This window comes from Microvirga solisilvae, assembly GCF_022808595.1.
Taxonomy (GTDB): domain Bacteria; phylum Pseudomonadota; class Alphaproteobacteria; order Rhizobiales; family Beijerinckiaceae; genus Microvirga; species Microvirga solisilvae.
This window is the reverse complement of record NZ_JAKUCN010000008.1, coordinates 173,819-188,983: the sequence shown is the minus strand read 5'-3', so window position 1 is coordinate 188,983 and position 15,165 is coordinate 173,819. Positions and strand designations below refer to the sequence as shown.

The following is a 15,165-nucleotide window of genomic DNA, read 5'->3' as shown; positions in this document are numbered from 1 at the left end:
TTTGCGCTTCCGAATTATGTCATTTTGGTGCAGTCAGCGCAGCGCCACGCTTTTAATGCTGATATTTGACGCCGCACATTCCCTTGCGGCACGATCATTAATCGACAGCATTTACCAGACGCCAAGGTTCAGAATCCCCTTCAAACAAAGGGTTTCCCCTCCATTCATACGGGTGACGGTTCGTCGCAGGATGGAGTATTTGCCTAGTCCAAGGTCAAGCTGACCTATTCTGGTCATATCGACCTAGCACATACTTGCCCTCGTTAAATGAAGAAGGACTGCGAAGACCGTGCAAACGGAGAAGCAGTCGTTTCCGGGGGCCTATTCGAATGCAGATTGTTCTGACAGCGCTTTTCAGCGCATGCCAGTCATCGGTTTTTAGCCACAGAGATATTGCTCGACTTGAGCTTCGACCGCGCGAGACTCTGCGAAAGCTTTCGCTCATCTGCAAACGCAAGGCGGCCGCCAATCTTTTTGCGTGTGCAGGCCTTGGCATCTGCATGACGACAGGTGCGGGAATGCCATCGGCCCTTGCCGCTTCGCCGTTCCAGATGAACTCTTCGCATGGCGTCGTAGAGACGTCCGAATGGACGATACCCCTCCCCTCCACGGATCCTATGGAGAACGTCGCGATTGCGGAGCCGGTGCAACAGCTCACCTATTCGCAGCTGCAGGAGCTGTTCATTACTTCCATCCCGCTCACCAACCCGCCTGCTGCGGAAGGCGACGCGGAAGACGACGTTGATGTGACGCCGGACGAATACGTGGAGTTCGAGGAGATGCGAGTGCCGGTCTGGATCGTGGAGACGATCATGCAGGCATCCAAGGTGACGGGCGCCGACCCTGTTTACATGATGGCGCTGGCGGACAAGGAATCGAGCTTCCTGCCGGGTAACAAGGCATCGACCTCCTCGGCGGTCGGTCTGTTCCAGTTCATCTCCAGCACTTGGCTGGAAGCCGTGCGCTCGTTCGGGCCCAAGCACGGCCTGTTCATGGAGGCTGCGGCCATCGAAGGACCGACGGGCAAACTTTCGGTGCCGGCTGCGACCAAGCACGAGCATATCCTGGGTCTGCGCCGCAATCCTTACATCTCCGCGCTCATGGCCGCAGAAATGATGCAGCGGGACAAGGACAAGATCGAAAAGCGCCTTGGCCGCAAGCTCAGCCGGTCGGAGTTCTATCTCTCCCACTTCTTCGGCGTGGACAGTGCGAGCAGGTTCATCGCGCTCGTCGACGACAAGCCGAAGAAGAGCGCGGGCAGCGCCTTCCCGGCGGCGGCGCGTTCGAACAAGTCGCTGTTCTTCACCAAGAGCGGCAAGAAGACACGCGAGCTCACCGTGTCGGAAGTCTACGGCAAGATCGACGCGATGATCGACAAGCGCCTCGATCGCTACGAGGGTGTCTCTTCGCGTATGACGGCGGATGCCGCTTTCTGATCCGTTGCACTCTCTTCGGCAGTGCTGGTTGTCGCCTCGGCGAGGGCAGCTACGGCGGGAGATGCAGAGCTGGTGGGCGAGATATTGACGAACCCTGTCTTCGAAGGTGGGCGCTGAACCTGCACGATGCGCAGGATGATGAAGAGAGCAAGCCCGAACGATGCCAGCGCCGCGTAAATGAAGAGGCCCTGCGGTCCGAGCATCTCCATCGCGGCCGCGCCGAAAAGCGGGCCGATGGTCACGCCGACAGCCCATGCGAAAAGCAGCGTTCCGATGGTCGACACGATCCGTCCCGGATCGACGATGTCGCAGGCATGGGCAACGCACACTGAATAGATGCAGAGCGACAGGCCGCCCCAGGCGGCGAAGCTCCAGAGGATCGTCTGATGCGCGCCCTGCGCGCTGGCGATGAGGATAAGCAGCGAGATGAGGCTCGCGCCCCCCGCCAGTCCTGCGATCAAGTAGCGGCGATCAGCCCGGTCGGAGAGCCAGCCGAGCGGCCATTGCATCACGAGGCTTCCCGCCTGCAGGGCGAAAAGCAGAGCCGCCGCCTGTTCCTGGCTCAAGCCGATGCTGACGCCGAAGACGGGCGTGATGGCGATCACCGGTCCATTGACGAGCCCGACCACGAAGGAGCCGACGATGGCCGACGGCGCTACCGCGAAGAGATTGCGAACCTCGATCTTCACGCCCTGTGGCGCGGGCGGCTCCTTGGTCGTCGTGGCGGCAATCGGAAGCAGCGAAAGGGAAAGGATCGCGCTCACGGCCATGAAGAGCCCATCGGTCCGGATATCACCGAAGCTGATGCCGAGTGGCGACAGCATCAGCGCGACCTTCGTGCAGATCATGTAGAGTGAAAGAATGCGTCCACGATGGCTTGAGGTGGCGCGGGCGCTGATCCACCCGTCGGTCACCGTGAAGATGCAGGCCAGCATCACGCCCATGAGGCCCCGTAGTATGAGCCACGCCAGAGTGGTGTGGGCCTGGGTCATCCCCAGCACGATCACCGCGACCATGGCCGCAAGGCTGGCGAAGGCTCGGATATAGCCCACATGGCGGATGAAGGCGGGAGCGATGAAACAGCCCGTCGAGAACCCGAGGCCGTAGGTGGCGGCAACAATGCCGATCGCCGTGACGGACAAGCCTTCCGCCTGCATGCGCAGCGGCATCAAGGCGGTAAGAAGACCATTGCCTGCCTGCAACAAGGTGGTTGCGGCGGTTACGGTCCAAATAAGAGCAAGAGATGAGTTCACAATCGACGCAAGAAAAAGGCAGCGGCGGACGCCGTGCCCTCGAAGTAGAGAGCAGACGTCCTGCCAGATCAAGCCTGATCAGCCCTGCGCGGAAGCCTCTTCAAAAAGTTTCATGGAATCGATCAGCCCAGCTTATTGATGCGTCTCTTCCTTAGGGAAGCTGGCGAAGAGATAGAAGCCGTTGAAGCGGACGCCTGTCATCGCCGCCTGCTTGTCGAATCCGAGAGGAGCGTCGTCCTTATCGAGACGGCCGCCAAACTGCCAATGCGGGCCGGTTACGAAGGCCGGAACTGAACGCTCCTCCGGAACCGCGCAGACAAGACCGTCCTGCTGCGTGCTACGGAACAAGTTGTAAGCGTACATCCCTTCCTCCATCACATCCCTAACCATCACATCGCGTTGCGAATCGGACAATGGCGCAAAAGAATGACAGGAGTGTGATATTGCAGCGCAGCAAGAGCCGAATGTTCGGGCTTGCTGTCATGCAGCCACAGCCAGGAGAGTTGTCCCTATGCGTGTGATCGTCATCGGCAAGGAGGGTCAGGTCGCCCGCTCATTGGCGGAGCGTGCGCATGCCCACAAGGCGGAGGCCATTCTGCTCGGACGGCCTCAGATTGATCTCGCCGATCCGTCCGGGATCGAAGACGTTCTCCGCGAGGTTAAAGGCGACATTATCGTGAACACGGCTGCCTACACGGCCGTCGATCAGGCTGAGAGCGAGCCCGAACTTGCCGAAGCCATCAATGGCATCGGCGCCGGCGTGGTGGCGGGCGTCGCGGCTGCGATAGGTGTGCCCCTTATTCATCTCTCTACCGATTACGTGTTCGACGGCAGCCTCGACCGGCCCTACCGGGAAGGTGACGCATTCAATCCTTTGAGCGTTTATGGCCGTTCGAAGCTCCTCGGCGAACAGGCTGTGGCAACGGAAGCCGAGGATTATGTCATCCTGCGGACTGCCTGGATTTACAGCCCCTTTGGCAAGAACTTCGTGAAGACGATGCTTCGCCTCGCCGGAGACCGAGACGAAATCGGAATCGTCGCGGATCAGATCGGTTCCCCGAGCAGCGCGCTGGATCTCGCCGATGGGATCCTGGCTGTCGGCAAGAACCTTTTGGACAGACCACAGGATCGCGTGCTCCGGGGCATCTTCCATATGGCTGGGGCAGGATTTGCCAGCTGGGCCGAATTCGCCTCCGAGATCTTTGCCATATCTGCCCGTCATGGCGGTCCTGTCGCGCGGGTGCGTCCTATTACGACAGCGGAGTATCCAACCCCTGCCAAACGTCCCCCCAACTCAAGACTTGATGGTACGAGGCTTAAAGAGATCCATGGGTTAAGCCTCCCGCGATGGCAGACGTCCCTGGAAACCTGCGTCGCCCGGCTGATCGCGGAAATGCGAGGCCACGCTTCCTGAACTCGTGACTAAGATAGCATTTTCTCCAATCCAGACGATTGTTCTTTTTAAAGAACGAACTTAGTATCGCCCTATGACCACGAACCACGACCCCGACTACCGCCTGGAAACCCGCCTCGTTCAAGAGGGGCTGCAGCGCACGCCTTTTGGGGAGACCTCCGAGGCGCTCTTCATCACGCAAGGCTTCGTCTATGAAAGCGCGGAGAGCGCCGAGCGGCGTTTCCTGAACGAGGAGCCGGGCTACAGTTACAGCCGCTATTCCAACCCGACGATCGACATGTTCGAACAGCGCATGGCCGGTCTCGAAGGAGCGGAGACGGCTCGTGCCACGGCTAGCGGCATGGCGGCGGTCACAGCGGCCATGGTGAGCCAGGTTCAGGCGGGTGACCACGTGGTGGCGGCCCGTGGCCTCTTCGGCTCCTGCCGCTGGGTGGTGGAGGATTTTCTGCCCCGCTTCGGTGTGGCCTGCACCCTCGTCGACGGCATGGACATCGACGCATGGCGAAAAGCGGTCCGCCCCGAGACGAAGGCTTTCCTGCTGGAGACACCCTCCAACCCGAGCCTGCAGATCATCGATATTGCCGCCGTGGCCAAGATTGCCCACGAAGCGGGCGCAACGCTCACCGTCGACAATGTCTTTGCCACGCCTCTTTATCAGAAGCCCCTCGCCCTCGGCGCCGATTGCGTCGTCTATTCCGCGACCAAGCACATTGACGGCCAGGGCCGATGTCTCGGTGGCGTGATCCTCGGCTCCACCGATTTCATCGAGAACAAGGTGCAGCAATTCCTGCGCATGACAGGTCCCTCGATCTCGCCGTTCAACGCCTGGGTTCTGCTGAAGGGTCTCGAGACACTCTCCCTTCGCGTCGAAAGGCAGACCGCCAACGCACACTTCCTCGCCGACGCCCTGCACAATCACCCGAAGCTCGCGAACCTTACCTATCCAGGCCGCCCCGACCACCCACAGGCTGATCTGATCCGCAGGCAGATGAGCGGCGCATCCACGATGATCGCGCTCGACGTGAAAGGCGGAAAGGAAGCTGCGTTCCGGTTCATGAATGCGCTGCGTCTCATCCGCATCTCCAACAATCTCGGAGATGCGAAAAGCCTCGTCACGCACCCGTCCACCACAACCCATCAACGTTTCGCCCCGGAGCTGCGCGCCGAGATGGGAATTTCGGATGGGCTCGTGCGTCTCTCCGTCGGTCTCGAGCATCGCGAGGATCTGCTGGCGGACTTGGTGACCGCCCTCGACCGCGCATGACGCACGCCGTCACGACGGCGTGCTCCGGTTCTGACGGCTGGACTTGAGCAGCATCCAGCCACCGACCAGCATGGCAGCGCCCCAGGCCAGAAAGCCGAGGTCCCAATAGATCCAATGCTCCCGCGCGACGGTTTCGTTGACGTGGTGGATGCCCAGAATCTAATGGCTGATCGTACCCTCGATGAGGTTGACGAGGCCAAAGCCCATTAGGATTGAGCCGAGGAGAAGCCTGCTCGGCCAGCGAACGCGACCTCGCCTTACATTCCGCCACAGGATCGCGAGCCCGGTGACGACAAACACATATTTAAGGGTGTGAAAGAGGCCGTCCCAGAAGGTATTCACCTTCAGATTCTCGACCGTATCGGGCGGATAGCCCGCGCTTGTCACCAAATGATGCCATTGCAGAAGTTGGTGCAGGACGATGCCGTCAAAGAACCCGCCGAGGCCCAGGCCGAGGAAGATCCCGGATGAGATCGGAAAATCCTGGTCATGGGGAGCATCCTGCCGGTCCATGACATCTCCTCCTTTCGAATGAGATGAACTGGTCTCATCCAAAGGCGCGAGGCATGGGGTAGTTCCGAAGAATGCTCCAAGAGCCCTTGATAAACGCTGGCAAACCCTCTGTTCCGCCTTCGTTCAAGGATAATGCCGAGAACATCCGAGAAGATCAGCAAGTAAACACCAAGACGTGTTCTGCCAGATACCTGGATGCCCCTTGAAGTCCTGGTCAAAGTGACACACCCTTCTACTCGGGAGTAACGCGCCCCCGCACAAGAAAGCGCGATCCTTCACAACAATCAGGGGGTGAGGGAGGAAGCCATGAAGAAAGGCAAGTCCCCGGAGGCTCAGCTTCCGGGATCGTCCAAGCATTCTCGCCGGCGCTTCTTGCAAGTGGCCGGTCTCGGCACTGCAGCAACAATCGCCGCGCCACAAATCTCTCGGGCTCAAACAGCCACCTGGAAGTTCCAGTCCACCTGGCCCAACCGAGACATCTTCCACGAATTCTGCAACGACTTCGCCAAGCGCGTGAACGACATGTCGGGCGGGCGCCTTAAGATCGACGTTCTCGCCTCGGGCGCAGTGGTGCCTGCCTTCCAGTTGCAGGATGCTGTGCATGCCGGCATCCTCGACGGCGGCCATGGCGTGGCGGCCTATTGGTACGGCAAGAACAAGGCTTACGCCTTGTTCGGCACAGGCCCGTCCTTCGGCTGGAATGCGAACTCGTTCCTCGCCTGGATGAACTATGGCGGCGGCTACGATCTCTACAACGAGTTGCAGCAGCAGATCCTCAAACTCAACCTTGTCGGCTTCCTGTCGGGCCCGATGCCGGCGCAGCCGCTCGGATGGTTCAAGAGCGAGGTTACCGCGGCAGACGCCTTCAAGGGATTGAAGTACCGCACCGTAGGTCTTGCAGCCGATCTCAACCGACAGCTCGGCGCGGCCGTCACGATCCTAGCGGGCGGTGAGATCGTTCCCGCTCTTGAGCGTGGAGTGATCGACGGCGCGGAGTTCAACAATCCTTCCTCCGATCTGGTGCTCGGCTTCCCCGATGTATCGAAGAACCTCATGCTCCAGAGCTATCACCAATCCGGTGAGACTTTCGAGCTGCTCTTCAACAAGGCGAAGTACGATGCGCTTCCGGCTGAGCTGAAGGCCATCGTGAAATATGCAGCGGAATCGGAATCCGCCGACATGTCGTGGAAGGCGCTCGACCGTTACTCGAAGGATCTCGAGGCGATCCGGGCACGCGGCGTCACGGTGAAGAAGACACCGGATTCCGTGCTGCAGGCGCAGCTCGCCGCGTGGAACAAAGTCATCGAGGAGTTCTCGAAGGACCCCTTCTTCAAGAAGGTGATCGACAGCCAGAAGGCCTGGGTGCAGCGCACATACGCCTATGAGCGCCTGAACGAGCCTTCGCGCGACATGGCTTACGACCACTTCTTCAAGACGACGTAGGCCTCAACGAATTCGCGAAAGATGAAGGACGGCATCACTCTGCCGTCCTTCTCATGCCTCTCACATGCTCACCGGGAAGGGGCTTTCCGCATGGGTTTCGTCTATTTCGTCGACCGCATCAATACATTCATCGGCAAGACAGTCGCCTGGTCTATCGTCGCCCTCACCTTCGCCGTCTGCTACGAGGTCTTCGCGCGCTATGTGCTGCGCGCGCCGACGGAATGGGCTTTTGACGCGAGCTACATGCTCTATGGATTGCTCTTCATGGTGGCCGGCCCCTATACGCTGGCGCGCAACAACCATGTGCGCGGCGACTTCATCTACCGAAACTGGTCGCCGCGCAGGCAAGCCGCCACGGACCTGCTCCTCTACTTTCTCTTCTTCTTTCCCGGCATCCTGGCGCTCGTTTATGCGGGCATTCCATTCACGGAAATGTCTTGGCTTATGAGAGAGCACTCCATGAACTCGCCGAGTGGACCGCCGATCTATCCATTCAAGGCGCTCATTCCCATCGTCGGCATCTTGATGGCTTTTCAGGGCGTAGCCGAAGTCATCCGCTGCATCTCCTGCCTGCGCAACGGCACATGGCCTCCGCGCCTGCATGACGTTGAAGAAACTGAAAAACTCATTCTCGAACGTGCCGAACAAGAAGGCCTCACGAAAGGAACCGTTTGATGCTGGCATCATGGGGGCTTGGAAATCCCGAACTCGGCGTGCTGATGCTCGGCCTGTTCATCGTGTTCATCATGTTGGGCTTCCCCATCGCATTCACGCTGATGGCGCTGGGCTTCGGCTTCGGCTACATGGCCATGGGCGATATCGTCTTTGCACTAGTTGTGCAGCGATCATATTCGGTGATGACGAACGATACGCTCGTCGCCATCCCGCTTTTCGTCTTCATGGGCTATATCATCGAGCGAGCGAATATTCTCGATAGGCTCTTTTACTCGATCCAGATCGCCGTTGGCGGCATTCCAGGATCGCTCGCGGTCGCAACCCTCCTCACCTGCGCGCTCTTTGCCACCGCTACTGGCATCGTCGGCGCGGTCGTGACGCTGATGGGTCTCCTGGCCTTCCCTGCCATGCTGCGCGCCGGCTATGACACGCGCCTTGCCTCAGGCGTCGTCTGCGCCGGCGGCTGCCTTGGTATCCTCATTCCACCAAGCGTGATGCTCATCCTCTATGGCGCAACGGCCGGCGTGTCAGTGCCGAAGCTCTATGCAGGCGCCCTCTTCCCGGGCCTTATGCTGGCAGGGCTTTATATGTTCTATGTAATCATCCGCTGCGCGCTCAATCCGAGCCTTGCGCCAAAGCTGCCGCCGGAGCAGCGCAAGGTTTCATTCGCGAAGGTTGTCTGGTCTCTCGCCACTTCCTTCTTTCCCCTTGCGCTCCTGATCCTCTCCGTGCTCGGCGCGATTTTCTTCGGCATCGCTACTCCAACGGAAGCGGCAGCAGTCGGAGCCCTCGGCAGCCTCCTTCTCGCAGCAGCCTATCGCTCCCTGTCCTTCGCCAAGCTGAAGGAATCCGTGATCCTTACAGCGCGCACGTCGGCCATGGTTTGCTGGTTATTCGTCGGCTCCTTCATCTTCTCGTCGATCTTCGCTTTCCTTGGCGGCCATCAGCCTATCGAAAACTTCGTCACGCATCTGGACCTCTCACCGTTTTGGTTCCTCATCCTGACGCAAGCGATCATCTTCGTGCTGGGCTGGCCCCTGGAATGGACTGAGATCGTCGTAATCTTCGTGCCGATCTTCCTGCCCCTCCTCGACAATTTCGGAATCGATCCGATTTTCTTCGGCGTCCTGATCGCGCTGAACATCCAGACCTCATTCCTCTCGCCACCCGTGGCGATGGCGCCCTTCTACCTGAAGGGCATCGCGCCGCCTCACGTGACGATCAACGAAATCTTCGCCGGAGTGATGCCGTTTCTCTTCCTGGTCATCATTGCAATGGCGATGTTCTACATCTTCCCGCAGCTTGGCCTTTGGCTTCCCAACTACCTCTACAGCTGAGATTGATCCGAGGTTTACGTGGCATGGACCATTCAGCTGCGGAACATGGTTCGCATCCTGACGTTGGCCTGCTGAAACCAGTCAACAAGGAGGCTGTCATGAAGTGCCAGTTCTGCCATCAGGATGTGGACAATCCCTGCCACAACGCACAGGAAATGCAGCAGCGTGCGATGAGCCATGTAGAGCGTTGTGAACATGCGCTCCAAGATCAACAGGGCATGAATGCCGGCGCGCATCGTCGCGATGTTCAGGGTAACGGGTAGCGTCATGGTTGGGAAAGGTGAAGATTGCACTCAAGGCTTGGCCGAGAGGAGCCTGAACACCAGTATCGTCCATCCAGATCACCGCCACTCAGAACGCGAACAGCAGAAACAAGGCTCTGCAAGCAATCGCGTTCTGCCCGATAACCAGCAGAGGGAAGGGATCGAAAAGGCCATCCCCGCTCACTCGAAGTTGGCAGCCGCCAACAAGGGAGACAGGTGATGGCAGGCAAAGCTCGCATGACACGCTCTTGGAAGAAGCAGAAGCTCTTCAAGGACAAGCCATCGGGCTCACCTCAGGACAACGTCACGCAAAGCACCTGATATATTCCAACATTCTCTTTCAGCAACCGGCCCGCTCAGGTGGGCCGTTTTCATGAACAACGTAGCAAGCAAAAAGAGAAACGTTACACTAAACGATATCCTTCTGAGCTATCGATTGTGATTTTACACACAGAGCCGCCGGGGCGACTGTGATGAAACCAGAAGATCAATGCCAAGCACCGGTTTTATCCAGGAGGAGCCCCATGACTGCATCGTCTCTCAGCTTCAGGATCGCTGTTCTCTGTGTCATTGCAGGCATGGCCATGGGCATCGGGATGGCGGTTACGCAAAACCATTCAATCATGCCGGCCCATGCACATTTAAACCTGCTCGGGTGGGTCTCGCTTTTCCTTTTCGGTATCTATTATGAGCGCCGCCCTGCGCTGAACGCGAGCCGGCTGGCCATGATCCAGGTTCTTCTGTGGTCAGTCGGCACAGTTATTCTGACGATTGCCGTCGCTGCGATCCACTTAGGCTATACCGCAGCCGATCCGGTCGCCGGCATTTCATCCTTCATGGTTCTCGGAGCGATGCTGATCTTCGCCTATTTCGTCTTTCGACCCGCCTCCTCTGGGATCGAAATCCAGACCCACATGACTCCGGCAGAGTGAATGCAATGCCAAAAGACTCCAATATAAATGGCCCCGCACAAAGGCGGGGCCAACTTTGAAAACACGGTCTTCGAAATGGGAAGGTTAAGGGCAATCCCTCAAGAACGACGCATACTCGGTAAAAATGAAACGAACTTAAAATGAAATCGCAAGCGGATGAAAAAGCCTGCAAGGAAGAAGAAAGGAAAGAGAGGCAGCCTTTCGAGCCGCCTCTCTGAAGGCGGTTTAGATCACGATGAAGTCGGCAGCGGTGAGAGCCACCTTGTTCTCGATCACGGCGAACTTCACGGCAGCGCCCGAACCCGAACCATCAGCGTCGTAGGACAGAACGCCGGTGGACTTGTTGTAGACGATGAAGTCGTTCGCATCGAGAGCCTTCTCGCCGGTCACGAAGAAGCTCGAGGACAGGGCGCCCGTCTTGGTCAGCTTCGTGAAGATGCTGTTCTCCAGACGGATCGTGTCATCGACGACATTGAAGTCGGTGATGTAGTCCACGTCCTTGCCGATGGCGGTGTCGAACACGAAGGCATCTTCCTGCGTGCCGCCCGTCAGCAGATCGCTGCCGGTCTTGCCCCACAGAACGTCACGGCCCGCATTGCCCTTGAGCAGGTCATTGCCGGAAGTGCCCGTGACATAGTTGTTGCTGTTGGAGCCTTCGATCGTCTTCGTCGTCACCGGGCGACCGGAGCTGTCCGGGATCGGCGTCGGAATCGGCGTAGGCGTCGGCGTGGTCGACGGCACGGCGGTGCTGTCGGTGACGCTGAAGCTCTTCGCATCCGACGAGTTCACGTAAAGGTTGGCACCCGAAACGGCAAGTCGCCCTTGACGGTGATCGTGTCCACCGCGCCCGAGCCGTGCAGGGCCTTGGCGGTGAGCGTGGAGCCGATCTGCTTGCCGTCGACGAAGATCGCATACTGCGAGTCGCCCTGGTAGGCGTCCTGCGAGATCTTCAGCACCAGCGTGTCCGAACCGGAACCGATGGTCGCCGTCGTGCCGCCCGGAACAGGCGTCGGGGTGGGGTTCGTCGGAGTCGTAGGCGTGGTCGGCGTCGACGGCGTCGTGGTCGTACCATTGTGGTTGAACGACAATGCGTAGAACGAGGTCTGACCGTAACCCGATCCATTGGTCTCGTTGGCGCCGAGATAAGCGCCGGCCTTGAAGTAGAACGTATCCGACTGCCACACGCTGTTGATGGTCGTGTGAGAGTGATAGACCTTGCCGTCAGCATAGACATCAACGTCGAGCACATTGCCCTTGGCGTTGATGGTGTACGAGAACTTCTCGTTCAGCGACACATCCGGCGCAGAGCCATCATCTGCCTTGAAGGTGAAGTTGTGCTCCTTGTTGTCGGAGCCCGACTGGTCATTGGCGAAATACAGCTTGTTGTCCTGCCAATACAGGCGGACAAGCTCGTCGTCCTGACCGTGGATCTGGCCGATGACCAGTTTCTTGCCCTGGCCATCGCGCATCGGGGCCGCATCGACCTCGAGGGTAGCGCTCATGAAGCCGCCAGTCGAAAGATTCCAGGCTGCCTTCGAAGAGCCATTCATCTCACGAAGCTCGGACCGAGCGTAGGACGAGCCGCTGGTGGTTGCGCCATCGACGGGAGCATAGAACACCATCGCACCATCGGGGCCAGTGTAGAAATACTTGCTGTTCTGATAGCCGCTCAGGTTCTGCACTTCCACAGCAGTGCCGGAGATAGTGCCAGAGGAATCGACAGGGAGGGTGATCTTCCAATTGGATAGGTCGAAATTGCCGCTGGGTGCGACATTGGGATTCAAAGTCATAATTTAGCGCCCCAAGTGTCTTCCGAGCATCTTTTCGAGGCTTCGAGACACGTTTGTTGGATATGTAAACAAAAATTAGTCAGGAAGGCGAAAAGTTACGCAACTAATACAGAAGATACGAATACTATATATTTATATAGGCTGGATTATTTCAGATCGTCGAGATCAATGCCCGCTAATCTGTGAGAAGCCTTTTCTATACCAATTAGGGCGAAATCGTGACCATATTGAAATATTGCTCAGGCCTTATGAGAAGCTTTTGCTCCACATATCTCAGCTTACCTTTAGGGCAGCAAAACTATTCATTCATGTAGGCCTTTGAAACATCAAGGTTTTAACAAGAGATCTATTCAACGGCTCCCGAGCCGAACTTCTCCTCTGCGTCACTTCAATCAGCAATTTGTTCACTATCGGGTCGCCTCACCTCACGGCTTTGGATCCACGCGTGCTGTTTGTTCAATGTCGCCGTGCTGATCGCGCTTTCCAGTATGCTCTACCGCTGGCTCTTTTCCGGCCGCAGCCTGCACCTGCTTGCCCTCGTGGGCATCGTATTCGGAAACCTGTTCCGCAGTCTCTCGAGCTTCATGCAGCGGACGATCGGCCCGAGCGAGTTCGTCGTTCTTCAGAACCGTCTGTTCGCCAACTTCAATAACGTCAACAGCGATCTTCTCTGTCAGCTGTTGCCATCCTCATTGTATCGATCATCGGATGGCGGTTGATGCATGTCTATGATGTGCTCGCACTTGGTCGCGAGGCCTCCATCAACCTTGGTGTCAACCACAATCAGGTAGTCACGATCATCCTTATTCTGATAGCGGTTTTCGTATCGGCCTCCACAGCCCTCGTGGGCCCGATCACCTTTTTCAGCTTACTGGTCGCCAATCTCTCTTATCTCATTGCTAGGACGCAAAAGCACCGTTTCGTGCTGCCGGTTGCAGCGCTTCTTACCACTGTCTGCATCGTTGTCGGTCAGCTCGTCCTCGAGCAAGTCCTTGGTCTCGACACGCCAATCGCGCTCTCGACTTTCTCGGCCTAGCAGCATTCGCGGATCGTTTTCTTGACGAGTTGTCCGGGAGACAACGCCAACGCGCCTATGTGACGATGGTGCTATGCCAGGATCCGGATTATGTGCTCTTCGACGAGCCCCTGAACAATCTCGACATGAAGCAATCGGTCGGCATGATGAAGCTGCTGCTGCAGGCGACTGATGAATTAGACAAGACGATCGTGCTCGTGCTTCACGACATCAACTTCGCATCATGTTATTCGGATTACATAGTTGCCATGCGAGGTGGCTCCATCATGCGCCACGGCACACCGGCTGAGATCATGACGAGTGGAGTGATCCGAGAGGTTTATGACATGGATGTCGAGATCCAGGACATCCAGGGCCGGAAGAGCTCGATCTATTATACCTGAAGTTCGCGACTAGGCTGAGCCTGTCTGCTTGTCTTCAATTGTGAGGGATATTTCACGACCTGAGCCACGATCCAGCCAAGTGCTTGATCTTGTGGCGCTCCCTAGGGGACTCGAACCCCTGTTTTCGCCGTGAGAGGGCGACGTCCTAGACCGCTAGACGAAGGGAGCTAGCAAGGTGGAGGCCGCTCGTATAACCACCATCGGGAAGCCCTTCAAGCCTTTTCTCTCAAAAAAGAGAGGGCCATGCTGAAAATGAGGACGTGGTGGACGATACGAACCGGCAGGAATGGACCCTTGAGGATGGAACAGCGGCAGAGCGGCTGGACCGGGTGCTGGCGCGGCTCGCGAGCGGTCTCTCCCGCAGCCGCCTGCAGGCACTGATCCGGGAAGGTCAGGTGACCGTTGATGGCGCGCCCGCGCTCGATCCGGGGCGCAAGGTGGGTGCCGGCACGTGCATCGCCCTTCAGGTCCCGCCGCCTGTACCGGCGGAGCCCGTGGGCGAGGCCATGGATCTCGTCATCGTCTATGAGGATGACGACCTCATCGTCATCGACAAGCCGGCAGGTCTCGTGGTCCATCCGGCGGCGGGGCATGAATCGGGCACCCTGGTCAACGCGCTCATTGCCCATTGCGGGGAGAGCCTGTCAGGCATCGGCGGCGTGAAGCGCCCCGGCATCGTTCACCGTCTCGACAAGGACACGTCCGGACTTCTCGTCGTGGCCAAGAACGATCTGGCGCACCAGGGCCTGGCGGAGCAGTTCGCCGATCACGGCCGCACCGGCCCCCTCGAGAGGCTCTATCTCGCTCTCGTCTGGGGCGTTCCGGATCGCAAGCGCGGCACGGTGGAGGCGGCGCTCGCCCGCAGCCAGCACAATCGGGAGAAGATCGCCATCGTCTCCGATGAGAACGAGCGTGGCCGCTATGCCATCACCCATTACGAGATGCTGGAGCCCCTTCCCCGCGCCAATCCCATGGCGGCCTTGGTCCAATGCGAATTGGAGACGGGACGTACGCACCAGATCCGCGTGCACATGGCCCATATCGGCCATCCGCTTCTGGGGGATGCGGTCTACGGCTCAGGGTTCAAGACCAAGGCTAACCGCCTCTCCGAGCCTCAGCAGGATGCTTTGAGAGCCCTGAACCGACAGGCGCTCCATGCGGCAGTGCTGGGCTTCGAGCATCCGAGAACGGGCGAATTCCTGCGTTTCGAGAGCCCCATCCCTGCGGATTTGGCAAGGCTCATCGAGGCTTTGCGGGTGTAGGCTCCGAGCGTCAATGCGTCGCAAAATTCGGCTACGCTGGCACCCTTGTGCTTTGAGAGCGTTCACCACGTCTTGAAGCCTGACGCCTCTATTCGGACAAGGTTGGACCGCTTATATAGATGAGTTGGTGGCTAGCCATGGAGGGGGCCGCCGCAGGCTTGCCT

Annotated in this window: 15 protein-coding genes, 1 tRNA gene and 2 pseudogenes; 11 read left to right on the top strand and 7 right to left on the bottom strand. The window is 58.4% G+C overall.

What is annotated here, in order from left to right:
- The first annotated feature begins 500 nt into the window (after window positions 1-500).
- Window positions 501-1,436 carry a transglycosylase SLT domain-containing protein gene (locus tag MJ639_RS15950; protein WP_243374875.1) on the top strand — a complete coding sequence of 312 codons (936 nt, stop codon included), beginning with the start codon at window positions 501-503 and terminating at the stop codon, window positions 1,434-1,436.
- Here the strand turns inward: MJ639_RS15950 and MJ639_RS15945 are convergent.
- Window positions 1,391-2,689, bottom strand: coding sequence for an MFS transporter (locus MJ639_RS15945; RefSeq protein WP_243374873.1), 1,299 nt, complete (start codon window positions 2,687-2,689; stop codon window positions 1,391-1,393). The genes MJ639_RS15950 and MJ639_RS15945 overlap by 46 nt on opposite strands.
- A gap of 132 nt (window positions 2,690-2,821) precedes the next feature.
- Window positions 2,822-3,052 (bottom strand): hypothetical protein, encoded by a 231-nt coding sequence (locus MJ639_RS15940; RefSeq protein ID WP_243374870.1) that lies wholly within the window; start codon window positions 3,050-3,052, stop codon window positions 2,822-2,824.
- Between the two features lie 148 nt (window positions 3,053-3,200).
- On the opposite strand from MJ639_RS15940, the gene rfbD reads away from it, so the two are divergent.
- Window positions 3,201-4,103 (top strand): dTDP-4-dehydrorhamnose reductase, encoded by a 903-nt coding sequence (gene rfbD, locus MJ639_RS15935; protein WP_243374868.1) that lies wholly within the window; start codon window positions 3,201-3,203, stop codon window positions 4,101-4,103.
- A 73-nt stretch (window positions 4,104-4,176) separates the two neighbouring features.
- Window positions 4,177-5,367, top strand: coding sequence for an O-succinylhomoserine sulfhydrylase (locus MJ639_RS15930; protein WP_243374866.1), 1,191 nt, complete (start codon window positions 4,177-4,179; stop codon window positions 5,365-5,367).
- 9 nt (window positions 5,368-5,376) lie between these two features.
- On the opposite strand, the pseudogene MJ639_RS15925 reads toward MJ639_RS15930, so the two are convergent.
- Window positions 5,377-5,880, bottom strand: a pseudogene (locus MJ639_RS15925) (DUF2243 domain-containing protein).
- A gap of 306 nt (window positions 5,881-6,186) precedes the next feature.
- Here MJ639_RS15925 and MJ639_RS15920 point away from each other — a divergent pair.
- The 3 genes from MJ639_RS15920 (at window position 6,187) to MJ639_RS15910 (ending at window position 9,335) form a co-directional block, all read left to right on the top strand.
- Window positions 6,187-7,323: a TRAP transporter substrate-binding protein gene (locus MJ639_RS15920; RefSeq protein WP_243374864.1), complete on the top strand. Its 1,137-nt coding sequence runs from the start codon at window positions 6,187-6,189 to the stop codon at window positions 7,321-7,323.
- A 90-nt stretch (window positions 7,324-7,413) separates the two neighbouring features.
- Entirely contained in the window at window positions 7,414-7,998 is a 585-nt protein-coding gene (locus MJ639_RS15915) for a TRAP transporter small permease subunit (protein ID WP_243374862.1), read from the top strand.
- Window positions 7,998-9,335: a TRAP transporter large permease gene (locus MJ639_RS15910; protein WP_243374860.1), complete on the top strand. Its 1,338-nt coding sequence runs from the start codon at window positions 7,998-8,000 to the stop codon at window positions 9,333-9,335. Before MJ639_RS15915 ends, MJ639_RS15910 begins: the two co-directional genes overlap by 1 nt.
- A 32-nt stretch (window positions 9,336-9,367) precedes the next feature.
- On the opposite strand, the gene MJ639_RS15905 is transcribed toward MJ639_RS15910, so the two are convergent.
- Window positions 9,368-9,604 (bottom strand): hypothetical protein, encoded by a 237-nt coding sequence (locus MJ639_RS15905; protein ID WP_243374858.1) that lies wholly within the window; start codon window positions 9,602-9,604, stop codon window positions 9,368-9,370.
- Window positions 9,605-10,122: 518 nt separating this feature from the next.
- Here MJ639_RS15905 and MJ639_RS15900 point away from each other — a divergent pair.
- On the top strand, window positions 10,123-10,530 hold the full coding sequence (locus MJ639_RS15900; protein ID WP_243374857.1) for a hypothetical protein: 408 nt from the start codon (window positions 10,123-10,125) through the stop codon (window positions 10,528-10,530).
- Window positions 10,531-10,755: 225 nt separating this feature from the next.
- On the opposite strand, the gene MJ639_RS15895 is transcribed toward MJ639_RS15900, so the two are convergent.
- Window positions 10,756-11,319, bottom strand: a complete 564-nt coding sequence (locus MJ639_RS15895; RefSeq protein ID WP_243374856.1) for a calcium-binding protein — start codon at window positions 11,317-11,319, stop codon at window positions 10,756-10,758.
- On the bottom strand, window positions 11,316-12,320 hold the full coding sequence (locus tag MJ639_RS15890) for a polysaccharide lyase family 7 protein (protein WP_243374855.1): 1,005 nt from the start codon (window positions 12,318-12,320) through the stop codon (window positions 11,316-11,318). The genes MJ639_RS15895 and MJ639_RS15890 overlap by 4 nt, the downstream gene beginning before the upstream one ends.
- 467 nt (window positions 12,321-12,787) lie before the next feature.
- Here MJ639_RS15890 and MJ639_RS15885 point away from each other — a divergent pair, with 467 nt between their 5' ends.
- From MJ639_RS15885 to MJ639_RS15875, 3 genes and pseudogenes are all read left to right on the top strand, one after another.
- Window positions 12,788-13,039, top strand: coding sequence for a hypothetical protein (locus tag MJ639_RS15885; protein ID WP_341482675.1), 252 nt, complete (start codon window positions 12,788-12,790; stop codon window positions 13,037-13,039).
- On the top strand, window positions 13,039-13,356 hold the full coding sequence (locus MJ639_RS15880) for an iron chelate uptake ABC transporter family permease subunit (RefSeq protein ID WP_243374854.1): 318 nt from the start codon (window positions 13,039-13,041) through the stop codon (window positions 13,354-13,356). The genes MJ639_RS15885 and MJ639_RS15880 overlap by 1 nt, the downstream gene beginning before the upstream one ends.
- Window positions 13,357-13,367: 11 nt before the next feature.
- A pseudogene (locus MJ639_RS15875) lies at window positions 13,368-13,739 on the top strand (ATP-binding cassette domain-containing protein); the annotation flags it as partial.
- Between the two features lie 92 nt (window positions 13,740-13,831).
- Here the strand turns inward: MJ639_RS15875 and MJ639_RS15870 are convergent.
- Window positions 13,832-13,907 (bottom strand) — tRNA-Glu (locus tag MJ639_RS15870).
- A 95-nt stretch (window positions 13,908-14,002) separates the two neighbouring features.
- Between MJ639_RS15870 and MJ639_RS15865 the strand changes: the two genes are divergently transcribed.
- Complete coding sequence (locus MJ639_RS15865) at window positions 14,003-15,001, top strand: RluA family pseudouridine synthase (RefSeq protein WP_243374853.1); 999 nt, start codon at window positions 14,003-14,005, stop codon at window positions 14,999-15,001.
- The last annotated feature ends 164 nt before the right edge of the window (window positions 15,002-15,165 follow it).